General features: G+C 57.9%; 21 protein-coding genes. 5 read left to right on the top strand and 16 right to left on the bottom strand.

Features of this window, described 5'->3' with window-relative positions:
* Positions 1–27: 27 nt before the first annotated feature.
* The 11 genes from FZF01_RS11380 to FZF01_RS11330 form a co-directional block, all read right to left on the bottom strand.
* Positions 28–1,227, bottom strand: a complete 1,200-nt coding sequence (locus FZF01_RS11380; protein ID WP_150278305.1) for an ATP phosphoribosyltransferase regulatory subunit — start codon at positions 1,225–1,227, stop codon at positions 28–30.
* 50 nt (positions 1,228–1,277) lie between these two features.
* A complete protein-coding gene (locus FZF01_RS11375; RefSeq protein ID WP_223825502.1) occupies positions 1,278–1,439 on the bottom strand; it encodes a DUF2065 domain-containing protein in 162 nt (53 codons plus the stop codon).
* A 173-nt stretch (positions 1,440–1,612) separates the two neighbouring features.
* Positions 1,613–2,485, bottom strand: coding sequence for a protease modulator HflC (gene hflC, locus FZF01_RS11370; protein WP_150278304.1), 873 nt, complete (start codon positions 2,483–2,485; stop codon positions 1,613–1,615).
* Entirely contained in the window at positions 2,485–3,669 is a 1,185-nt protein-coding gene (gene hflK / locus FZF01_RS11365) for an FtsH protease activity modulator HflK (protein ID WP_150278303.1), read from the bottom strand. Before hflK ends, hflC begins: the two co-directional genes overlap by 1 nt.
* Positions 3,670–3,780: 111 nt before the next feature.
* Positions 3,781–5,082, bottom strand: a complete 1,302-nt coding sequence (gene hflX / locus FZF01_RS11360) for a ribosome rescue GTPase HflX (RefSeq protein ID WP_150278302.1) — start codon at positions 5,080–5,082, stop codon at positions 3,781–3,783.
* A 17-nt stretch (positions 5,083–5,099) separates the two neighbouring features.
* Positions 5,100–5,354 carry an RNA chaperone Hfq gene (gene hfq, locus FZF01_RS11355; RefSeq protein ID WP_150278301.1) on the bottom strand — a complete coding sequence of 85 codons (255 nt, stop codon included), beginning with the start codon at positions 5,352–5,354 and terminating at the stop codon, positions 5,100–5,102.
* A 168-nt stretch (positions 5,355–5,522) separates the two neighbouring features.
* The gene (gene miaA / locus FZF01_RS11350; protein WP_150278300.1) at positions 5,523–6,494 is read right to left on the bottom strand and encodes a tRNA (adenosine(37)-N6)-dimethylallyltransferase MiaA; all 972 of its coding nucleotides are present in this window, start codon (positions 6,492–6,494) and stop codon (positions 5,523–5,525) included.
* Positions 6,495–6,515: 21 nt separating this feature from the next.
* Entirely contained in the window at positions 6,516–8,396 is a 1,881-nt protein-coding gene (mutL, locus tag FZF01_RS11345; protein WP_150278299.1) for a DNA mismatch repair endonuclease MutL, read from the bottom strand.
* Between the two features lies 1 nt (position 8,397).
* The gene (locus FZF01_RS11340) at positions 8,398–9,759 is read right to left on the bottom strand and encodes an N-acetylmuramoyl-L-alanine amidase (protein WP_150278298.1); all 1,362 of its coding nucleotides are present in this window, start codon (positions 9,757–9,759) and stop codon (positions 8,398–8,400) included.
* 59 nt (positions 9,760–9,818) lie between these two features.
* Positions 9,819–10,295 carry a tRNA (adenosine(37)-N6)-threonylcarbamoyltransferase complex ATPase subunit type 1 TsaE gene (tsaE, locus tag FZF01_RS11335; protein WP_150278297.1) on the bottom strand — a complete coding sequence of 159 codons (477 nt, stop codon included), beginning with the start codon at positions 10,293–10,295 and terminating at the stop codon, positions 9,819–9,821.
* Positions 10,292–11,794 carry an NAD(P)H-hydrate dehydratase gene (locus tag FZF01_RS11330; protein ID WP_150278296.1) on the bottom strand — a complete coding sequence of 501 codons (1,503 nt, stop codon included), beginning with the start codon at positions 11,792–11,794 and terminating at the stop codon, positions 10,292–10,294. Before FZF01_RS11330 ends, tsaE begins: the two co-directional genes overlap by 4 nt.
* A gap of 80 nt (positions 11,795–11,874) precedes the next feature.
* On the opposite strand from FZF01_RS11330, the gene queG reads away from it, so the two are divergent.
* Positions 11,875–12,954, top strand: coding sequence for a tRNA epoxyqueuosine(34) reductase QueG (gene queG / locus FZF01_RS11325; RefSeq protein ID WP_150278295.1), 1,080 nt, complete (start codon positions 11,875–11,877; stop codon positions 12,952–12,954).
* An 8-nt stretch (positions 12,955–12,962) separates the two neighbouring features.
* On the opposite strand, the gene orn is transcribed toward queG, so the two are convergent.
* The gene (gene orn, locus FZF01_RS11320; RefSeq protein WP_150278294.1) at positions 12,963–13,505 is read right to left on the bottom strand and encodes an oligoribonuclease; all 543 of its coding nucleotides are present in this window, start codon (positions 13,503–13,505) and stop codon (positions 12,963–12,965) included.
* Between the two features lie 83 nt (positions 13,506–13,588).
* Between orn and rsgA the strand changes: the two genes are divergently transcribed.
* Positions 13,589–14,620, top strand: coding sequence for a small ribosomal subunit biogenesis GTPase RsgA (gene rsgA, locus FZF01_RS11315; RefSeq protein WP_150278293.1), 1,032 nt, complete (start codon positions 13,589–13,591; stop codon positions 14,618–14,620).
* Between the two features lie 3 nt (positions 14,621–14,623).
* On the opposite strand, the gene motB is transcribed toward rsgA, so the two are convergent.
* Both motB and motA read right to left on the bottom strand, forming a co-directional pair.
* Complete coding sequence (gene motB, locus FZF01_RS11310) at positions 14,624–15,679, bottom strand: flagellar motor protein MotB (protein WP_150278292.1); 1,056 nt, start codon at positions 15,677–15,679, stop codon at positions 14,624–14,626.
* A 3-nt stretch (positions 15,680–15,682) separates the two neighbouring features.
* Entirely contained in the window at positions 15,683–16,537 is an 855-nt protein-coding gene (gene motA, locus FZF01_RS11305; protein WP_150278291.1) for a flagellar motor stator protein MotA, read from the bottom strand.
* Between the two features lie 116 nt (positions 16,538–16,653).
* Here motA and FZF01_RS11300 point away from each other — a divergent pair, with 116 nt between their 5' ends.
* Genes FZF01_RS11300 through asd form a run of 3 tightly spaced genes read left to right on the top strand, consistent with a single transcriptional unit; the run spans position 16,654 to position 19,955 of the window.
* The gene (locus FZF01_RS11300) at positions 16,654–18,243 is read left to right on the top strand and encodes a GAF domain-containing protein (protein WP_150278290.1); all 1,590 of its coding nucleotides are present in this window, start codon (positions 16,654–16,656) and stop codon (positions 18,241–18,243) included.
* Between the two features lie 38 nt (positions 18,244–18,281).
* Positions 18,282–19,091: a rhodanese-like domain-containing protein gene (locus FZF01_RS11295; RefSeq protein ID WP_150278289.1), complete on the top strand. Its 810-nt coding sequence runs from the start codon at positions 18,282–18,284 to the stop codon at positions 19,089–19,091.
* A gap of 9 nt (positions 19,092–19,100) precedes the next feature.
* Complete coding sequence (gene asd / locus FZF01_RS11290) at positions 19,101–19,955, top strand: archaetidylserine decarboxylase (RefSeq protein ID WP_150278288.1); 855 nt, start codon at positions 19,101–19,103, stop codon at positions 19,953–19,955.
* 17 nt (positions 19,956–19,972) lie between these two features.
* On the opposite strand, the gene epmA is transcribed toward asd, so the two are convergent.
* Together epmA and efp are read right to left on the bottom strand one after the other, a co-directional pair.
* The gene (gene epmA, locus FZF01_RS11285; protein WP_150278287.1) at positions 19,973–20,932 is read right to left on the bottom strand and encodes an elongation factor P--(R)-beta-lysine ligase; all 960 of its coding nucleotides are present in this window, start codon (positions 20,930–20,932) and stop codon (positions 19,973–19,975) included.
* A gap of 96 nt (positions 20,933–21,028) precedes the next feature.
* Entirely contained in the window at positions 21,029–21,595 is a 567-nt protein-coding gene (gene efp, locus FZF01_RS11280) for an elongation factor P (protein WP_150278286.1), read from the bottom strand.
* Positions 21,596–21,626 lie beyond the last annotated feature (31 nt).

The following is a 21,626-nucleotide window of genomic DNA, read 5'->3' as shown; positions in this document are numbered from 1 at the left end:
ATTTGAATAGCCTGCACGGCCGTTGAATCAGTTTTCCAGCTTTTTGACCTGCCACGCCCCGCCCTGCCAGCGCAAAATACGATCGCAGCCGTGCTCGACTGCGTCAGCATCAACCTGGCCCGGCAGCGCCACTATGACGCGCTCACCCTCGCGGCGAAGCTTCATCACCTCACGCTGCAGACCCTGCTCGTTGGCATAAGCCGCCCATATGGCACTCGAGCGCTCGGCACCAGCGCTAACCTTGCCGCGCTCCACAAGCAGCCGCAGATCTGTCGAAAATCCCGTTGCCGGACGCGCACGCCCGAAGTCCGAGCCGATATCGTCATAACGTCCACCCTGGGCAATACTCTGCCCCAGCCCCGGAATGTAGGCAGAAAAAACTGCGCCGGTATGATAGTGGTATCCACGCAGCTCACCCAGATCAAAATACAGGGGAATCTCCGGATATTGGCGGGACAGGGTCTGAGCAATTTCGGCCAGGTCGTCCAGCGCAGCCATTACCGACTCTGGAGCACCATCGAGCAACACGTGGGCGCGCTCAAGCACCTCCACGCCACCTGACAACTCAGCAAGGCTGCAAAGCATCGCCGCCAGAGAGGATTGACTCTGCCCCAGCGGCTCAGCTATGGCCCTTACCTCATCCACCGCCTTGCGCTGCAGCGCGTCAAACAGCGCCTGCTCCACCTTCTCATCCAGACCCGCAGCCTGGGCAAGTCCACGATAGATACCCACATGCCCTATATCCAGATGCGCACCACTTACCCCACAACTGGAGAGCGTTTCGAGCATCAGGGTAATGATTTCAATATCGCTGGCACTGGACGCATCACCATACAGCTCTGCGCCCAGCTGGATAACACTCCGCGCCGTAGACAAGGTGCGCGGTCGAGTGTGCATGACGCTACCGCAATAGCAGAGCCTGCTCGGTCCTTCCGCGCCCAGGGTATGGGCATCAATACGCGCAACTTGCGGCGTGATATCGGCCCGCACGCCGAGCATACGGCCTGAGAGTTGGTCGACCATCTTGAAGGTCTGCAGCTCCAGGTCATGACCGGCACCGGTCAATAGAGACTCTACATATTCGATATGCGGGGTGATGACCAGGTCATATCCCCAGGAAGAAAACAGATCAAGCAGTTGCCGGCGTGCGGCCTCGATAAGTGCGGCCTCTTCGGGCAGAACTTCCTCGATGCCCTCGGGCAACAGCCAGCTATCAACAGTTGGCATTTTCACAACCTTCCTACATGGTGATTACAAGTGGCCTGCATCAGACGGTATCAACGCACCAGGTACAGAAAAAGGGTGCCGATCACCATACTGCACAATCCTATAATTCGCAGTTGGCTGTCGCTGATCTGAGTAATACCAGTCAGCATCCGCTTCCATCTACCGGGTGCGAGAAATGGCATCAGCCCTTCAATGACCAACACCAGACACATTGCAGTTGCCAGGCTTTGCCACATCGGCTGCATCCTATGTTCCGGCCGGGCCGCTTTTTATCCGGCTCAGGCAGACGGCAGTCACAAAAAAGCCGGGAAAACCCGGCTGCGTGATTGTAACACGTTTTTCCGTGGCCACACCCGCAAAGGCTGAGGGCGTGGCCGGACTCGAATTATGGCGCGCTGCCACCCTGGAGATAACGGAAAAAGTCACTATCGGGATCGAGGACAAGGATGTCCGACTTGCTGGCAAAGCTCTCACGATAAGCCTGCAGACTGCGGTAGAAAGAGTAGAACTCCGCGTCCTTGTTGTAGGCTTCCGCATAAATGGCAGCCGCCTGGGCATCACCATCACCACGGACCTGCTCAGCCTCACGGAAGGCTTCCGCTAGAATGACGCGCTGCTGCCGGTCTGCGTCTGCACGGATACCCTCAGCCAATTCGTTACCCTTGGCCCGATGCTCACGAGCCTCGCGCTCACGCTCACTGCTCATGCGCTCGAACACACTGCGATTCACTTCGTTCGGCAGATCGATAGCCTTGACCCTGACGTCCAGGACTTCAATCCCGAGCTCACGACGGGCACTGGTATCCAGCACTGTCGTGATATCCGCCATCAACTGATCACGCTCACCGGAAACGACTTCGTTAAGCGAGCGGCGAGCCACTTCGTTGCGTAAGCCTGATTCCAGCTGACGAGACAAGCGATCTTCGGCAAGGGCCCGTATTCCCGAGGTGGCCGTGTAGAAGCGTTCCACATCGGCAATACGCCACTTGGCGTAGGAGTCCACCATCAACGCTTTCTTCTCGAGAGTCAGATACCGCTGGGTAGCAGTATCGAGGGTAAGAAGTCGACCATCGAACAAGCGTGCTTCCTGCACAAACGGCAACTTCAAGTGCAGACCCGGCTGCACATCGGTTCTGACTACCTTACCGAACTGCAGCACGATACCGCGTTGAATCTCACTGACCACGAAGAAGCTCTGCCAGCCGACCACAACGACTATCAAGGCCAGAATCAGACCAAAAATTGTCTTGTTACTCATTAACGTGTCTCCCGTGAACGCGCATCACGCGGCGAGGTCTGGGACTGGCGGTTGGCCGCATCGTTAGCCAAAGACCCCGAGGAAGTTGAAGCCGAACCAGATCCGGAATTTCCACCCTGCTGCATCAACTTATCAAGAGGAAGATAAAGCAGGTTATTGTTGCCCTCACCACCGGACACCAGAATCTTGCTCGTATTGCTCATCACGTCCTGCAAGGTTTCGATGTACATGCGTTCACGCATGACTTCGGGTGACAAGCGATACTGGGTTACCAGTTGATTGAAGCGCTGGGCCTCACCATCTGCACGCGCAATAACCTCGTCGCGATAACCATTGGCCTCCTCGAGCAGGCGCTGTGCCTGACCGCGGGCCTCCGGAATCACGCCGTTGGCATAGGACTCAGCCTGGTTGCGTACGCGAACCTCGTCCTCGCGGGCCCGGATAACGTCGTCGAACGCATCCTGCACTGCAGCAGGCGCCTGGGCACTTTCAATGTTCACCTGAACGACGGTGATACCGGTGTTGTAGTTATCCAGATAACGCTGCAGCCGCTCCGTGGTCTCCACACCCATTTGCTCACGGCCTTCGGTCAAGACCTGATGCATCGGCGTAGAACCTACAACGTGGCGCAACGCGCTCTCGGTTGCGTGGCGAAGACTGGTCTCGGGGTCTTCCACTTCAAGAATAAAATTCTCGAGGTTGGAAATTCGATACTGAATTGCAACCGGCACTTCAACGATGTTTTCGTCCTGGGTCAGCATCTGACCCTGCTGCCGATAGGAACGTACCTGGGTGACGTTTCGCTGAAATTTCTTTTCAAAGGGCGGCAAATAAAGATGCAGGCCCGATTCGACCGTGCGGTTGTATTCACCGAAGCGAAGCACGATAGCCTGCTCCTGCTCATCAACTGTGTAGACAGCGGCGAAGAGCCAGACGGCAACAATAATAAGAGCCACAATGCCCAGGACAGCCTTGGGGAAACCCTGGCCGGAACCCGAACCGCGGTTACCACCCTTGTCACCGCCACCTTTCTTGCCACCGAACATGCCATTCAGGCTGTCCTGAAGCTTGCGCAAAGCTTCATCCAGATCCGGGGGCCCTTGCTTGCCTCCACGATTACCGTTATTGCCACCACCGCCCCAAGGGTCTTGATTCTTACCACCACCAGGCTCATTCCAGGCCATAGCGTTCTCCGTTATTCGTAAACTTGTGTGCAAAAAAGACCCTGAAGTCTTTCCGCTTATCTGATCAAGGGTACAGCATACCGCGCCTGACGGGCGAACCGAACGACGCCTTTATTGCAACGCATGTTGCTCGATAAAGGCGTCCATTTGCCAGCCTTCACGCTTGAGCAATCGATTCAGGTCACTGCGCTGCAATCTCAGATCAAGCTGCTGGCGTCCATCATCGGCAATGCTCTCGCTGACAACCGCTCCAATTTCATAAAACTGGGCACGCAAGCGCGCTTGCTCGGGCTCCAGCACAAAGGACTCCTGGATGACATCTACCGAAAGCCGCTCGGCCATTGCCTCGGCCAATAGGTCAAGACCTTCGCCACTTTGTGCCGAGACCCAGACCCTGACCGCCAGACCCTCTTCATTTCGCTGTATATGTGGCTCTACCGACTCAAGCAGGTCGACCTTGTTGTAGACCTCGAGCATCGGCAGCGTCGCAGCACCTATCTCGCCGAGCACTTTCATTACTTGCTCAACGTGTGAGGTGCGCTCAGGATCTGCGGCATCAACCACATGTAGCAACAGATCAGCCTGAGCCGATTCCTCCAGCGTCGCCCGAAAGGCTTCGACCAGTTTGTGCGGCAGATGCCGGATGAATCCGACGGTATCAGCCAGAATGGTGGGACCAATATCGTCAAGCTCGATTCGACGCAGGGTCGGATCGAGCGTCGCAAACAGCTGGTCTGCCGCATAGACTTCAGATGTGGTCAGCGTATTGAAGAGAGTGGACTTGCCCGCGTTGGTGTAACCGACAAGCGATACCACCGGAATCTCTGCACGCTTGCGTGCACGGCGCGCCTGCTCACGCTGGCTGCGCACTTTTTCAAGCCGCCGGGTAATCTGTTTGATCCGTTCGCGAAGCAAACGGCGGTCGGTTTCGAGCTGAGTCTCACCCGGACCGCGCAGGCCAATACCACCCTTCTGACGTTCAAGGTGGGTCCAGCCACGAACCAGCCGCGTACTCAAATGATCAAGTTGAGCAAGTTCAACCTGGAGCTTGCCCTCATGAGTGCGCGCTCGCTGGGCAAAAATATCGAGAATCAGGCCGGTGCGATCTATCACCCGACACTTGAGCTCACCTTCAAGATTACGTTCCTGACTGGGCGTAAGGACGTGATTGAAGATCACCAGATCACCCTGATGCTCCCCAACAAGGGCCTGAAGCTCCTCGACCTTGCCGCTACCTATAAGAAAACGAGGGCTGGGCTGATGTCGATTTATGGTAAGAAAGGCAACAATCTCCGCGCCGGCCGAATTAGCCAGCTCGATGAATTCCTGAGGATCCTCCCGGGTGCGCTCGTCCATACCTTCGAGGTGAACGAGTATCGCCCGCTCACCGCCTTCATGGCGCTCAAAGAACAATCAAGCCTCCGGATAAATCAAGGGTTTTCCAACTCGGCCTCTTCACTGCCGGCCTGAACAGGCAAGCGCACCGGACGACCCGGCACAACAGTGGAAATAGCGTGCTTGTAGACCATCTGGCTGACTGTGTTCTTCAGCAGAATGACAAACTGGTCAAATGACTCGATCTGGCCCTGCAATTTGATGCCATTAACCAGATAGATGGATACCGGAACACGTTCCTTACGCAGAACGTTCAGGTAAGGGTCTTGTAATGAATGCCCTTTTGACATTGCCTTACTCCTTATGGAAACCGTATTTATATGCATTAATTCAATGCGTTATCACCGCCGGGCCCATTATCCATCGGACGGAGCAGTGCAATTATCAACCTGACCAATTAAAGCCAGAATCTGTAAAAATCAGGGTACTGCTTTTTTCAGAGCGCCGTCCTAAAAAACCTATATTGTGGTTCGTTCAAGACGTTTCAAGGCCTGGTCAAATCTGTTCGGGTCCAGGCTGTCAAACCAGTCGATCTCTGCCTTCCAGCCACGCAACCAGGTCATTTGCCGTTTCGCCAGCTGCCTGGTGGCTATGATCCCCCGTTCGACACCTTCGTCTAGCGAGAGTTTCCCTTCAAAATAATCCCAGAGCTGCCTGTAACCCACAGCCCTGACTGAAGGCAAGGCCGGATTCAAGTCAGCTCTGGCATACAGGGACTCGACCTCGTCGAGAAACCCCTGGCGCATCATGGCCTGAAAACGACTGGCTATCCGCTCATGCAATACATGCCTCTCGAGCGGTGCAATTGACATATAATGCATAGTATAAGGCAAAAACGCATTACCGGAGTCCTTCGACTCGGCTTTTTCTATGCTTTGCCTGTGATGCCATTCAGACATGCTTATACCTGTCAACATATATACCTCTAATGCCCGCTGCAGGCGCTGGGGGTCATTTGGGTGAATGCGCTGCGCTGCTTCAGGGTCAACGGCTGCAAGTCGCGCGTGCACCCCTTCCCACCCCTCACTGGCCGCTGTCAGCTCGATATCCTGACGAACCCGGGGATCGGCAGCAGGCATTGACGCGAGTCCTTCGGTAAGCGCCCGAAAGTAGAGCATGGTGCCACCCACAAGCAAGGGGATACGGCCGCGGGCGACAATATCGGCTATCAGCCCCAGTGCGTCGACTCGGAACCGGGCCGCAGAGTAGCTTTGTGCAGGATCGAGAATATCCACCAGATGGTGCGGGTAGCGGAGCAGAGTGCTCCTGTCGGGCTTGGCCGTACCAATATCCATACCGCGGTAGACCAGTGCGGAGTCCACACTCACCAGCTCACAGGGATAACGGTCTGCAAGATACATGGCCAGCTCGGTCTTACCGGAAGCAGTAGGGCCCATAAGACAAATGACCGACGGCAGCGCACCAGTCATTGGGCAGTTACCGACAACAGATCAACGTCCACGCAGAAACAGCTTATCAAGATCACCCATACTCATTCTGGTCCAGGTAGGGCGTCCGTGATTGCACTGCGCACTGCGCTCGGTGTGTTCCATATCACGTAGAAGCGCGTTCATTTCCGTCAGGGTGAGACGCCTGTTGGCCCGGATTGAACCGTGACAGGCCATAGTGGAGAGAAGCTCGTTACGGTGCGCCTCTATGCGGTCGCTGGTGCCGTACTCCAGAAGATCACTCAGAACATCCCGAACCAGTTGCACGGCATCAGCCTGACGCAACAGCGCCGGGATCTCGCGAATACCCAGGGTTTCAGGCCCCATGCGCTGCACCACAAAACCCAGACGGGAGAACCAGTCCGCATGCTCTTCGGCGCAATCCACTTCCCGCTGACTGAGGGCCACGGACTCGGGGACCAGTAGCGGCTGCCCCCTGAGACCTTCCTCATCCATGGCGTGCTTGAGTCGTTCATAGGTAATGCGCTCATGGGCGGCATGCATATCTACGACGATCAGGCCTTCGGCGTTTTCAGCCAGAATGTAGACGCCATGCAGCTGCGCCAGCGCATAGCCCAGCGGTGGCACGTCATGCTCCGGACTGCTGGCCTCAGCCATCACAGCAGAAGTTGCCTGACCGGAAGGGAGCCCTGCTTCACCGGAAACCGAATTGACGCCGTACAGGCCCGGGTAGGCTTCAAGGTTCCCCGAGAGCTCCCGGGACGATGGACGTTCAGGCAGGGCGCCGGGCACAGACCACCCGCCACGCGACTCGTTGAGCGGCATGCGCTCCTGCCCGGAAAAGATGCCAGCCGCCTGACCGGTCGCCATTGGCACGGCAACTGGGGACTCGACCAGTTCAGCATCCGAACGGTCACCTGGTCGCTGATCGGCCAGGGCGCGATGCAGAGTACTGAACAGGAAGTCGTGAACCATGCGACCGTCGCGAAAGCGCACTTCATGCTTGGTCGGATGTACGTTGACATCAACGACTGCTGGATCCACCTCGAGAAACAGAACGAACGTCGGATGCCGGCCATGAAACAGGACATCGCGATAGGCCTGGCGCACCGCGTGCACAACCAGCTTGTCACGAATCATGCGCCCGTTGACGAAAAAATACTGCAGGTCGGCCTGGCTGCGTGAAAAGGTAGGTAGTCCAACCCACCCCCATAGCCGCAGCCCACTGCGTTCACTATCGATCGACAGCGATTGCTCGACAAACGCCGGGCCACAGACACTGGCCACACGGCGCCTGGACTCCATCTCTCCGTGGGCCGGGCGCAGACTGAAAACGGTGCGGCCGTTGTGGCGCAGAGTGAAAGCGACATCAAAGCGAGACAGCGCCAGGCGCTTTACCACTTCTTCCAGATGGCTGAATTCGGTTTTCTCTGTCCGCAAAAACTTGCGCCGGGCCGGGGTATTGAAGAAAAGATCACGTACCTCGACTGTGGTGCCCTGGGGATGAGCCGCCGGGTGCATGCTTGGCGCCATATCACGGCCTTCGGTCTCGACGGCCCAGGCCTGATCCGAGCCTTTTGCGCAGGAGGTCAGCGTCAATCTGGAAACCGAACTGACTGAAGCCAGAGCTTCACCGCGAAAGCCAAGAGTGATGACCTTTTCGAGATCATCAAGATCTCTGATCTTGCTGGTAGCATGGCGTGACAAAGCCAGCGGCAGGTCCTCCTGAACAATTCCATCGCCGTCATCGCGGACCCGCAGCAGCTTGACGCCACCCTGCTCGACTTCAATATCGATTCGGGCAGCGCCCGCATCCAGAGCATTTTCCAACAATTCCTTGATTACCGAAGCCGGCCTTTCCACGACTTCACCGGCTGCAATCTGGTTGGCCAGCCGGGGACTAAGCAATTCAATACGTGACATATCAGGGCTCATTCCTGACCAGCATATTGCCGGCCGGTACTTTCAGGATCTGTCCAACCCGTATCTCGTCACTGCCCAGGTTATTGGACTGTCGCAAGCTGGCCAGACTCACATCAAATCGCGTCGCAATAAGGGAAAGCGTATCACCTCTGACCACCTCATATTGACGGGGCCGCTGGGCCTGCAGCTTGCCACTGGATTTCAAGGCCGCTACCCGCGTACCGGGTGGCGGATTGCGGTGAAAATAATCCCTGATACCCGAGTGCATGGCCCGGGCCAAAGCCTGCTGATGCGTTCGGGTCACGAGCTTGCGCGCTTCGCCCGGATTGGAAATAAAGCCGGTTTCGACCAGAATCGATGGAATATCCGGCGATTTGAGCACCATGAATCCTGCCTGCTCGACCCTGCGCTTATGCAGTGGCGTGATACCGCCGACGGCCGACAACACCTGCTGGCCGACATCAAGGCTGGCTGACAGCGTCGCGGTCATCGACAAATCCAGCAGCACGCTGGCCAACACCTGATCCTTGTTGTCGAGACTCACGCCGCCGACACCGCCGATCAGGTCAGAACGGTTCTCCCGGTCCGCCAGGAAACGGGCCGTTTCCGAAGTAGCGCCGCTGTCCGAGAGAGCAAACACCGAAGCGCCGAAAGCGCTGGCGCGAGTAAAGGCATCGGCATGGACTGACACAAACAGATCGGCGCTGTGCTTGCGGGCAATGTCGGTCCGTTTGCGCAGCGGAATGAAATAATCACCCGTGCGGACCAGAACTGCCTCGAAGCCCGGCTCGGCATCGATCATTTTTTTCAGTTCGCGGGAGATTGCCAGCACGACCTCCTTCTCACGGACGCCACCAGGACCGATCGCACCAGGGTCTTCACCGCCGTGTCCGGCGTCGATGGCGATCTTGATATTGCGTTCACCCCCCGGGCTAGAGGGGCGACTGGGCGCCTGGGGCAACGGCGACGCTGTTGGTGGCGCGGGAGCGGTCAGGGTTTCACGCGGCTCGGCATGGTCATACAGGTCGATAACCAGCCGATGCCCGTACTGCTGATTCGGCGGCAAGGCAAAACTCTTCGGGTTGACTGCCCTGGAGAGGTCCAACACCACTCGCAGGTCTTTCTCCTCCCTGGGGGCAGAGCGCACGCCGGTCAATGGCGTATCGCTCAAAGGCAGACCCGACACGTCGGCAGTAAAACGGGCCCCGCTGACATCAATGACCAACCGCTCGGGATTGGACAGACTGAACAGGCTATGGTCGGCGGGACCGGAAAGATCGAATACCAGGCGGGTATTGTCTGGAGCCCGCCATAACCTGACATTCTCTATGTCTACCGCCTGCGCCAGCCCGGCAAACAGCATGCACAGGCCCGCCACTAGCCAGCAAATTGTTACCCGACCTGTACTTCTGCCTTTCAAGATCACGTCTGTGCATCATCCTGTATTTGTAATTGTTGGCAGGCGCTCTGGCCATGCTCACTATGCCCTTCAATCTCAAGCCTGCGACCGGTTTGCGTAGTACTTATGGTAATGGTCATGTCCGGGCTTGGCAAAACCCCCCGCCCCTTGTCGGGCCACTCGACCAGACACAGGCTGTCGGCTGAAAAATAGTCACGAACGCCCAGAAACTCGAGCTCTTCAGGGTCCAGCAGACGATACAGGTCAAAGTGATAAATAGCGCTACCATTCAGCTCATAGGGCTCAACCAGGGTAAAGGTCGGGCTTTTGACAGCGCCCGAATGTCCCTGCGCGCGAATAAGACCTCGGCTCAGGGTAGTCTTGCCCGCACCAAGATCGCCCTGCAAATAGATTACGCCACGCGCCTGCATAGCGCGACCGATGGCCGCGCCGGCAGCCTCCATGGCTTGATCTCCCTGGGCAAGGATGACGTGAATCATGTTATTTCCCGTATATTGAGCAAGCGACGAATAGCCATCATCAGATCGGTAGCCAGCAGGCCGCGCTGACCCTGCTCGGCAGCCTGGTCCCCGGCCAACGCATGCAGCAGGGTTGCATAACGGGCGGCAGTACCAGAAGGCAACTTCTGCGCCAGTAAAGCGCCACACAGACCCGACAGCACATCACCCATGCCAGCCGTGGCCATGCCGGGGTTGCCCGCGGTGCACAAACCGACAGGCTCTCCCCCAGGCTCTCCGCCGCCAACCAGACTACCCACTCCCTTGAGCACCACCGCGCAACCATAACGCCGGGTCAGTTTCTCCAACGCCTGCAGGCGATCTTGCTGAATATCCGATGTAGAACAGCCTAGCAGGCGTGCGGCTTCGGCCGGGTGGGGTGTAATGATACAGTTCTCCCCAAGGTCCCTGCCATCCACAAAACGTTCAGCGATAATATTCAATGCGTCAGCGTCCAGCACCTTGGGAAGATCGCTGCGCAATACAAGGTCCATTATTTCCTGCGCCCATGAACTCCTGCCCAAACCCGGACCCACAACCAGCACGCTGGCACCGGCCATGAGTTCTTCAAGCCCCTGCGGATCATCCACGGAATGGACCATCACCTCGGGGCAGCGGGTGAGCAAGGGGGCGATATGCACACTACGTGTCGCGGCACTTACTTTGCCAGCACCACTGCGCAGCGCGGTTTCAGCAGCAAGCAGCACCGCGCCGCCCATTCCCGGCCCACCCCCAATGACCAGCGCATGTCCGAACATGCCCTTGTGGGAACTGCGCGGTCGCGGGGCAAGCGTTTCAGACCACCCTTCCAGGCCCAGCCGATGGGCAACGGGCAAGGTCATCTCGGCTGGCATATCCGCCAGCCGAGCAAAATGCAGCTCTCCAACGTGATCCGGGCCCTGCCCGGTGAACAGACCTATTTTCAGGGTGATAAAGGTGACCGTCATGTCGGCCGTGACGGCTTCACCCAACACTACACCGCTATCGGCGTGCAGACCGCTAGGCAAGTCGACGGACACTGTGGGCAAACCGCTGGCATTGATCGCTCTGATCGCACCGGCATAAGGCTCGCGGACTTCGGCATCAAGGCCAGTACCAAGCATGGCATCCAATACCACTCCGCGCAGAGACTCACCCTCCTGCCACGCCGTTATTTCGATACCCTCAGCCATCGCCAACCGGTACGCCCGCTGCGCGTCCCCATGCAGCTTTTCGGGTGCACAGAGGGCAAGCACACGCACATCCCAGCCCGCCATACGAGCCAGGCAGGCGACCAGGTAGCCGTCACCCCCATTATTACCACCCCCGCAGAGCACCGTCAGCACGTCCTCATCAGGCCAGCGCCGCAGGAGCTGCTCCCACAGTGCCCCGGCAGCCCGCTGCATCAACTCGCCACCTTCAACACCGCCAGCAATAATCGCCGCGTCGATGGCGCGGGTCTGGGCAGCGTTGTAGATATGGGTCGGCAGTGTGATGGTCATGGGCATGTCCCTTCTGGCAATGTCTGGCACAATTGTAGGTTCTAAACAGCCGCCGCCCCAACTATTCAGGCCCAATCAGTATGACCGACGTTAACGCCAACCCTGCCGCGGACCCTCATACGCTCGGCGAGCAGATCAGGGAACTCGGGCAGGAGCTGGGATTTCAACAGGTGGGCATCAGTGCAGCCCAGATAGGCGAGCATGAAGCGCGCCTCAATGCCTGGCTGGACGCAGGTTACCAGGGCGAGATGGCATGGATGGCGAGCCACGGCAACAAGCGCACCCGCCCCGCCGAACTGATTCCGGGTACCTCTCGGGTCATATCCGTGCGCATGGATTACCTCCCAGCCGATACCGCCATGGCCAAACGACTCAAGCAACCCGAACACGCCTATATTTCCCGCTATGCCCTGGGGCGCGACTATCACAAACTGATGCGCCGCAGGTTACAGCAGCTGGCCGAGCATATTCAGACCCTGATAGGCCCATTCGGTTACCGGGCCTTTGTCGACAGTGCGCCGGTAATGGAACGCGCACTTGCCACCCGGGCAGGCCTTGGCTGGATCGGCAAGAACACCATGCTGATCAATCCAAAAGCCGGCAGTTATTTTTTTCTCGGCGAGCTGTTTACCGATCTGCCCCTGCCCCTGGACCTGCCCCAGGAGAAGGAGCACTGCGGCAGCTGCACAGCCTGCCTGACGACCTGCCCGACTGACGCGTTCGTCGACGCCCACGTACTCGATGCCAGGCGCTGCATTTCCTATCTGACCATCGAACTCAAGGGAGCGATACCCCTGGAACTGCGTCCACTGATGGGCAACCGCGTCTTTGGCTGTGACGACTGTCAGATGGTCTGCCCATGGAACAAGTTCGCCAGGCCGACTGCCGAAAGCGACTTCAACCCCCGTCATCAGCTCGACCAGGCGACACTGGCGCAGCTTTTCCTGTGGGATGAGAACACCTTCATGAGCAAAACAGAAGGCTCTCCGATACGCCGCATCGGTCATGAGCGCTGGCTGCGCAATCTGGCTGTAGGGCTGGGAAATGCGACCACCAGCATCCCGGTAATCGAAGCATTAAAGGCACGCATCGATTACCCCTCGGAACTGGTTCGCGAACATGTCGTCTGGGCTTTGCGGCGCCACGGACATGCACCTTGAGGCATACCTCAGTACTTCAGAAAGTGTTCGCGGTAGTATTTGAGCTCGGCAATCGAATCATATATGTCATCGAGGGCCAGGTGGCTGCTGTCTTTCTTGAAACCAGCCTTGAGATCCGGCGCCCAGCGGGAAACAAGCTCCTTCAGGGTCGAGACGTCGAGATTGCGGTAATGAAAGTATTGCTCCAGATCGGGCATACCCCGGTGCAGAAAACGCCGGTCCTGGCAAATGCTGTTACCGCACATGGGTGACTTGCCTGCGGGCACCCATTGCTGGAGAAATGCCAACGTCTGCGCCTGAGCCTCGGCAGCACTGGTCTGACTCTCCCGTACCCGCTGGGTCAGACCCGAGCTACCATGCTGACGAGTATTCCATTCATCCATACCATCCAGCAGAGCATCGGGCTGCTTCACCGCCATGACGGGCCCCTCCGCCAGCACGTTGAGCTGTGAATCGGTCACTACTGTGGCAATCTCGATGATAACGTCGTTGTCGGTATCCAGACCGGTCATCTCCAGATCGATCCAGATGAGATTCTCGTCGTTGGTCATATGTTCTCCTGCTGTCAGATGGATGTAATCGAGTATACGCGGCGCGTGCTACACTGGCGAAACTTCCGGAAATAGTGCGACACATGGCCAAGCGACACCTCACCCGACGCCAGAACTGGCGGATTCAGAAAATTCAGGACGAGCGCACGGTGCGTGCCAGTCGCAGGGCCGACCAGGCCGAAGAGAGCCTGATTGGCGGTGATCTCGGTCCGGAGCAGCAAGGGCTTGTGATCGCTCACTTTGGCGTACAGGTCGATGTTGAAACGAGCGCCGGACCCGACGCCGGCCAGATACGCCGCTGTCATCTGCGCGCCAATCTGCCCGCGATGGTTACCGGTGACCGGGTCATCTGGCGAGCTGACAACCAGTCCGGCGGGGTGATCGTCGCCCAACTGCCACGCGAGTCCGAACTCAATCGTCCGGATCACCGGGGTCAGCTAAAGCCGGTAGCCGCCAACGTTGACCGACTCGTTATTGTGTTTGCACCCTTGCCCACCCCCTACACAACGCTGATCGATCGTTACCTGGTCGCCGCAGAGCAATCCGGATTGAACCCGCTTCTGGTGCTTAACAAGGCTGACCTGTTACTGGGCGGTGAGTTTGCAGATATTCGGTCCTGGCTGGATGTGTATGCCAGGCTGGGTTATCAGGTACTCGAGCTTTCAGCCAGTTCGGGAGCAGGATTAGGGGAGTTACAGGCGGCGCTGAAGGACCATATCAGCGTATTTGTCGGCCAGTCTGGGGTGGGCAAATCATCTCTGATCAATGCCCTGCTTCCCGGCATCGATCTGCGCGTCGGTGCCCTGTCGGAATCCAGCGGTCAAGGGACGCATACAACCACCACGGCCAAGCTCTTCCACTTTCCGGAGGGGGGCGACCTGATCGACTCACCCGGTATTCGGGAATTCGGGCTTACCCACATCAGCCATGAGGATCTGCTGGAGGGCTTCGTTGAGTTCCGGCCGTTTCTCGGGCACTGCAAATTTCGCGATTGCGCACATTTGCATGAACCGGGTTGCGCGCTACTCAATGCCGTGGAGCGCGGCGATATATCAGCCAGCCGGATCAGCAGCTACCGGCAAATCCTGTCCAGCATTGGTCCGCAAAGCTACTGATCGCTAAGGGTCAAGAGATTGCGGGGTCCCGCCGTCATCGAAGAAGTTTGTCGGCCGCGGAGGTGGTGGCGCAGCATCTTGGCTTGAGGGCTGGATCATGGCCGGTTCAGCAGCAGGCACATCAAAGACAGGTATATCCAGATCCGAATCAGGGCCTGCTGCAGGCAACTGAACGGAATCTGTATCCTCTTCCCTTTCACCCAGGCCATCAAGCATCAGCTCTTCCGCACGCTTGTTAAGCACCACAATATCGATACGTCGATTGATCGGATTCAAGGGATCGGCCCGATCAAACAAGGCAGAGTCAGCAAACCCCACTACTCTTGCAAGCTGATTTTCGGGATAGCCCGCTGCCAGCAAGGTGCGGCGAGCAGCGTTGGCCCTTTCTGTCGACAACTCCCAGTTTCCGTAACCGCGACGACCAACAAAGGGTGCTGCGTCAGTATGACCACCGATACTGATCTTCTTCGGCACGACGGCGATGGTATCGCTGAGGGCCAACAGGATCTCTTCGAAGTAGGGCTGCAATTGCGGGCTGCCGCTGGCGAACATGGGGCGGTTTTCAGCATCCATGATCTGGATACGCAGCCCGTCCTGGGTAATCTCCAGCAGAATCTGATCCTTGAAGCGCTGCAGCACTGGCTCTTCATCAATCTTGTTCTGTAGCTCCTGCAGCAACATCTCCAATTCGAGCTTCTCCACCCGCTCACTCACAACCCGTTCAGCCTGTTGCGCAGCCGACTCGGACTGGCTGTCATCGGGAATACGGGACTGATCGTCCTGCGCGTCGTTGAGCGTGCGATCAGGCGCGACTGTCGGAGTACCGCCCAGATCGATGGCATAGGGACTCCCACCCTCCTCGAACCCGATGGGGTCATTAAAATAACCGGAGATCTGCTTGAGCTGTTCAGGCGTCGCAACGGCCAGCAGCCACATCACCAGGAAAAACGCCATCATCGCCACGGCGAAGTCGGCAAAAGCGATTTTCCAGGCGCCGCCATGGTGACCACCACCCTTACGGGAGATGCGCTTGACGATGATCGGCTGATTATTATCCACCGATCAGCGTCCCTTCACCGACTCTTCAAGCTCCAGAAAGCTGGGACGATGCTCAGGCAAAAGCGCCTTGCGTCCAAACTCGACGGCCAGTGCCGGCGGCAGGCCCTGGGCACTGGCAACCAGGCACATCTTGATGGCTTCGTAGGTGTTGGCTTCCTCATGCGCCTCGTGCTCCATCGCTGCTGCAAAAGGGCCTACAAAGCCGTAGGCCGCCCAGATACCCAGGAATGTACCCACCAGCGCAGTAGCAACCTTTTGACCGATCATTGTGCTATCGGCATCACCCAGAATACTCATGGTGATCACGATACCCAGCACCGCCGCAACAATACCAAAGGCCGGCAAGCCGTCGGCAATACGAGTGACCGCGTGACTGGGGCCTTCAAGCTCTTCGGTGAGGCTGGATATCTCGACATCAAAGAGTGCTTCAAGCTCGTGGGGCGCCATATTGCCGGTCGACATGATGCGCAGGTAATCGCAGATGAATTCGGTCATGTGCTTGTCTTTGAGGATCGCCGGGTACTTGCTGAATATCGGGCTTTCCGCAGGTTCTTCGATGTCCGCTTCAATTGACATCATGCCTTCTCGGCGGCTTTTGTTCAGGACCTCGTAGAGAACGCCAAGTACGTCCAGATAGAAAGCCTTGCCAAAACGGTGGGAAAAAAGGATCACCGGCGCCTTGGCAAACACCTTCTTGATCGTAGTCATGTTGTTGGCGACCATGAATGCGCCGAACGCAGCCCCGCCGATAATCAGGATTTCAAAGGGATGCCAGAGCGCTGCGAGCTGCCCTCCGGAGAGCATGAAGCCCCCCAGCACGCTGCAGAGAACTACCAGATAACCGCCGATTTTCAACATAAAGCCGTCAAATTCCTTGAAAGAAACGAAACCACCGCACCGCGGCAGCAAAACAACCGTGTTCACGTTATAGTCTTGTGAGTAACCAATGCCCTAATTGTAAAGCCGCAAAGCCTATGAGCACAGAACAAGAAAGTAAAAATGCAATCGAGCATGATATCGGCAGCCTGCGGCAAAGCCTGAACAGCTTTGTGTTGCCAATTGAAAAAAGCCAGCAGGTAATGCTGTGCAACCACCTCGAGAGCGAAATGCTGAACCTGTCGGAGCTGACCGCCATGCTCCTGCGGGTGCCCGCTGCAGCACTACAGGTCTGCCGTATAGCGGGTGAGGCAGCACGACGCCGGGACATCGACATTCTCACTCTGGAACACGCATGCAACATGCTGGGCACACAACGCCTTGGCACTATCATCAAGGAACTCCCGGTCCTGGAGGCCGAGCACACACCATACGCCTATCGCCAACTGCTGAGCATCAGCGAGCACGCACTGTCGCAGGCTCAGGGCCTGTTTGCCCATCGCATGGCACGCCTCTGGCACGAAGTCTCCCTTGCCAGCCTGCTGTTCCTGGCGCCCTGCTGGGTTCTGGTCTATCAGCGTCCTGAGGTTTTTGCCGAGTGGGACGCACGTCACCTTGACCAGAAAACCAATGGCAACGGCTTCAGTCACTGGCTACTGGACAGCGATCGGGTACTTGGGCTGGCCCAGCAACTAGCAGAGGATTGGTGGCTGCCCCCATGGATTTTGCAGGGCTATCGGTCCCTGGGCAGCAGCCGCAGAACCATGGTTCGCGCTTTGCACATTGCCCGCGACAGCCAGCATCCTCGGGATCAACAGGCCGCCCTGGACGCCGACCGCAGCCTGTACCGATGGTTGACGCTGCCAGCCAACAGCTTATTGATGGCCAACGGCCTCGCCCTGGGGGCACATCACGACTGGGATGCCAGGCACACACGTCGTTGGCAGCAGCTGACCGCCCTCTATCTGGGCCAACAGGTTGCCGAAGTACAAACCGCCAGCCATGCCAACGCAGTCGAGAGCGCCAGATCCCTGTACAGGCACTACGGCAACTCCGTCTGGCTGCCGGCAGAAGCCTTGATATGGCCCTGTGGCTCACGGCAAAACGAAGGTCGAGGTCCTGAACGGCTATCGGCAGCATCCCCGGACGGCATCAACAACGCTCAACCTCTGGTTGGCGCAGCTCTCTGGCGGAAAAACTGTCTCTCGCTGGTCGCTCAACCTCCAAACTTCACCAGCCTCGCTGCGATAGTCGACACCGCCCTGCAGGCAGTGACTCAGGGCCTTGGATCCGACAAGTGCTGGATCGCACTCTATAACGCTCGCAAACACCAGTTGACTGTTTATGCCGCTGCCGGCTTCGCCGCGGACAGAGATCCGGTGGGCGTCCAGCTCGGCGAGTGCCGAGGTAACGCCTGGGGTCGCTGGCTGCAAAGCAGTACCAGTCATGACCTGAGCATTCCAGGGCGACACCCCAATAAGGAGCTTGTGCCACCGCAGTTGGCTCGACTGACTGGCGACGGCGCCTCGAGCCTGTTCCCATTACTGCACAAGGGCCAGATTATTGGGCTGCTTGGCAGTCAGAGCGGCACGGCCCCGGCACCTCTTGATGAGAAACACCGGAAGGCGCTGATAAAAACCGCAGAATGCCTGAGCCGCGCCCTTGTCGGCTTCATGCAGAAGCCCTGAACCGTTATCATGTTCCCCTATGACGCCTGGAGATACGCATGCTTGAGCCCCTGTTACCACTGCTGATTGAACCTGAAGAGTGTCCGCAGCCCCTGGACCAGAATCTCCTGCGCCTGGTGGATATGTCCTCTCTGGACCAGTACAACAGTGCCCATATACCCGGAGCTGTGCATTTGCCCCCAGCGCGCACCACCTCCAGCGCTCCGGTTCCGGGATTACTGCCGCCACAGGATCAGTTGCAACAGATGCTCGGCGAGCTCGGCCATCATGACGGGCTTCATTATGTGGTTTATGACGACGAGGGCGGCGGCTGGGCCGGACGCTTTATCTGGTTACTCGACTCGATTGGCCACAAGAGTTACAGCTATATCAATGGCGGAATAAGAGCCTGGATCGCAGCGGGACTGCCGACCGAGCAAACGTCAAACAGCGCACCAATCACCTTTCCCCAGCTGCATATCGTGAACTCGCCCAGCATCAGTCTGGATGAGCTCAACGGGAGCCTGAGCAACGAAAATCTGGTCGTCTGGGATGCCCGCTCCCCCGCCGAATATCGGGGCGAGAAGGTCCTGGCCAACAAGGGCGGCCATATCCCAGGCGCAATCAACTTCGAATGGACCGCAGGCATGGATCCAGAGCGAGGGCTGCGACTGCGCAGTGATCTCGCTCGACAGCTCGAAGCACGGGGCATTACCCCTGACAAGCAGATTGTCACCCACTGCCAGACCCACCACCGCTCCGGCTTTACCTATCTGGCGGCAAAAATTCTTGGTTATCCACACGTCAGGGCCTACCCAGGTTCCTGGTCCGAGTGGGGCAACCACCCCGACACCCCCGTCGAATCCTGAGGACACCCAATGCGCGATCGCTTGTTTATCATCATGCAGTACTTGCTGCCCCAGCATCTGCTCTCACGGCTGGCCGGCTGCGTTGCGGACTGCCGCTGGCCATGGCTGAAAAATGCCTTCATCGGCTGGTTCGCCAAGCGGTACCAGGTAGACATGTCCGAGGCAGTCCAGGAGGATCCTACCGCCTACCCCTGCTTCAACGACTTTTTCACCCGTCAGTTGAAAGACGGCGCACGGCCGCTCGATCCGGCAGCGGACAGCATTCTGTGCCCTGCCGATGGAGCGATCAGCCAACTGGGAGCCATCGAGCACGGTCGTATCTTTCAGGCCAAGGGCCAGAGCTTCAGCGCACTGGAACTACTGGGCGGGAATCCCGAGCACGCGGCGTTATTTCAGGGCGGACAGTTTGCCACTGTGTATCTTTCGCCACGGGATTATCACCGGGTGCACATGCCGCTGGGCGGCGTGCTGCGCGAGATGATCTACGTGCCGGGCAAGTTGTTCTCGGTCAACCGCAATACTGCCGAGAATGTGCCCGAGCTGTTTGCACGCAACGAGCGCGTGGTGTGCCTGTTCGATACCGATGCCGGACCAATGGCGGTTGTGCTGGTCGGAGCAATGATCGTCGCCTCCGTCGAAACCCCCTGGGCCGGACTGGTGGCACCACCACGACGTCAACTCAAGACGCAGGCATATGGTCAGGCTGCACCAGGCCTGGGTCGCGGAGAGGAAATGGGGCGATTCAAACTCGGCTCGACCGCCATTGTGCTATTTGGTCCGGGACGCACTGGCTGGAATGACGCCCTCAAGGCCGGCGATGCGGTACGCATGGGCCAGAGCATGGGGCGCTTCAACGCCAATTGATTATCGACCGCATCTGGTCAGGCGCGGTCAAAGCCGAACGCGATCACCTGATCAATGCGCTCGGCCCCCAGCGCCAGCATCACTAATCGATCCACTCCCAACGCGACCCCGGCACAGGACGGCATACCGGCACGCAGCGCCTGTACTAGCAGCTCATCCACCGGTAGAACTGCCTTGCCCGCCTCTTTACGCTGCTGAATGTCTGCGCTGAAACGCCGACTTTGCTCGTCAGGATCGGTCAGCTCCAGATATCCATTGGCCAGCTCCATTCCTTGCACAAACAATTCGAAGCGTGCCGCACTGGGCACCGCATCATCATGCTCGACAATCATGGCCAGCGCAGCCTGCGAAGCTGGAAACGCATACACCAGGGTCGGCTCTATCAGGCTGGGCTCGATACAATGGGAAAACAGCAGCTCAAGCCAACCATCGCGGCTCAACTCCCCAACAAACCCACACCGCTCACGCCCTTGCCTGGCAAGCTCCTCTTCAGAGCAGCAGTGGATGTCCAGCTCAAGCACCTCGGCAAAAAGCGCTGCATAGCCAACGCGTCTGGCCGGAACGCACGCCAGGATGCCACCCACCAACTCGTCAACCTCATCCATCAGGCGATGATGATCAAAGCCTGGCCGATACCACTCCAGCATACTGAATTCCGGATTATGGCGGCCTCCGCTTTCACCATTGCGAAACACCTTGCATAGCTGCCAAATGGGCCCGCTGCCAGCAGCAAGTAGGCGCTTCATGGGGTATTCGGGAGACGTATGCAGATAACGCCAGACAGGCTCACCCCCGCCGTCGGGAACAAAGGCAGTTGCGAATGGGAATAGCTGGGGATCACTCACCGCAGCGACCGAGAGGGCAGGTGTATCTACCTCCAGCACATCCCGGGCAGCGAAAAACTGCCGTATACGATCAATCACCGCCGCTCGGCCGCGCAGCGCCTCTATTGAAGCGGAGGGTTGCCACTGCTGCATATGTTTTCCTCTGCACTGGAATGAGAAAACCGGAGCAATGCTCCGGTTTTTCTATTACATATGAGGCGCTCAACAGGCGCCTCAGGCATCCGCAAATCAGGCGCGTCCGACGTAATCGCCGCTGCGCGTGTCGACCTTGAGTACGTCGCCAACGTTGATGAACAGCGGCACCTTGACCACAGCGCCAGTCATCAGCTTGGCAGGCTTGGTACCACCGCCAGAGGTATCACCGCGCACGCCAGGGTCTGTCTCGACCACTTCAAGCTCTACGAAGTTGGGAGGGGTAACGGCAATCGGCGCACCATTGAACAGGGTTACCTGGTAGATAACCTGTTCCTTGAGCCAGTTGCTGGCTTCACTGATGGCCTTCTCATCCGCGGCAACCTGCTCGAAGGAGCCGTCGGTAGCCATGAAATGCCAGAATTCACCGTCGGCATAGAGATACTCCATCTCGCGGTCCATGACATCGGCACCTTCCAGGCTGTCGCCCGACTTGAAGGTACGCTCGTTCACTCGACCGGTCTTCAGGTTGCGCACCTTGACCCGATTGAACGCCTGACCCTTGCCCGGCTTGACATACTCGTTCTCGAGAATCGCACAGGGATCGCCATCGAGCATCACCTTGAGACCCGGCTTGAATTCGTTGGTAGAATAATTGGCCATACATTTCCCACTGACAGTTTGAACGGAATAT

The organism is Halopseudomonas salina (genome assembly GCF_008641105.1).
Note: the sequence above shows the minus strand (reverse complement) of the source record. Positions and strands in the feature narration are given on the sequence as shown.

Bases quoted from the DNA above. Each gene is read 5' to 3' on its own strand.
- FZF01_RS11300 (WP_150278290.1), top strand. From the start codon at position 16,654: ATGAGCACAGAACAAGAAAGTAAAAATGCAATCGAGCATGATATCGGC.
- FZF01_RS11340 (WP_150278298.1), bottom strand. From the start codon at position 9,759: ATGCTGTTTGCCGGGCTGGCGCAGGCGGTAGACATAGAGAATGTCAGG.
- rsgA (WP_150278293.1), top strand. From the start codon at position 13,589: ATGGCCAAGCGACACCTCACCCGACGCCAGAACTGGCGGATTCAGAAA.
- orn (WP_150278294.1), bottom strand. From the start codon at position 13,505: ATGACCAACGACGAGAATCTCATCTGGATCGATCTGGAGATGACCGGT.
- hfq (WP_150278301.1), bottom strand. From the start codon at position 5,354: ATGTCAAAAGGGCATTCATTACAAGACCCTTACCTGAACGTTCTGCGT.
- hflC (WP_150278304.1), bottom strand. From the start codon at position 2,485: ATGAGTAACAAGACAATTTTTGGTCTGATTCTGGCCTTGATAGTCGTT.
- motA (WP_150278291.1), bottom strand. From the start codon at position 16,537: ATGTTGAAAATCGGCGGTTATCTGGTAGTTCTCTGCAGCGTGCTGGGG.
- FZF01_RS11295 (WP_150278289.1), top strand. From the start codon at position 18,282: ATGCTTGAGCCCCTGTTACCACTGCTGATTGAACCTGAAGAGTGTCCG.
- mutL (WP_150278299.1), bottom strand. From the start codon at position 8,396: ATGTCACGTATTGAATTGCTTAGTCCCCGGCTGGCCAACCAGATTGCA.
- FZF01_RS11380 (WP_150278305.1), bottom strand. From the start codon at position 1,227: ATGCCAACTGTTGATAGCTGGCTGTTGCCCGAGGGCATCGAGGAAGTT.
- epmA (WP_150278287.1), bottom strand. From the start codon at position 20,932: ATGCAGCAGTGGCAACCCTCCGCTTCAATAGAGGCGCTGCGCGGCCGA.
- asd (WP_150278288.1), top strand. From the start codon at position 19,101: ATGCGCGATCGCTTGTTTATCATCATGCAGTACTTGCTGCCCCAGCAT.
- tsaE (WP_150278297.1), bottom strand. From the start codon at position 10,295: ATGATTCACGTCATCCTTGCCCAGGGAGATCAAGCCATGGAGGCTGCC.
- queG (WP_150278295.1), top strand. From the start codon at position 11,875: ATGACCGACGTTAACGCCAACCCTGCCGCGGACCCTCATACGCTCGGC.
- hflK (WP_150278303.1), bottom strand. From the start codon at position 3,669: ATGGCCTGGAATGAGCCTGGTGGTGGTAAGAATCAAGACCCTTGGGGC.
- FZF01_RS11375 (WP_223825502.1), bottom strand. From the start codon at position 1,439: ATGTGTCTGGTGTTGGTCATTGAAGGGCTGATGCCATTTCTCGCACCC.
- efp (WP_150278286.1), bottom strand. From the start codon at position 21,595: ATGGCCAATTATTCTACCAACGAATTCAAGCCGGGTCTCAAGGTGATG.
- FZF01_RS11330 (WP_150278296.1), bottom strand. From the start codon at position 11,794: ATGACCATCACACTGCCGACCCATATCTACAACGCTGCCCAGACCCGC.
- miaA (WP_150278300.1), bottom strand. From the start codon at position 6,494: ATGACTGGTGCGCTGCCGTCGGTCATTTGTCTTATGGGCCCTACTGCT.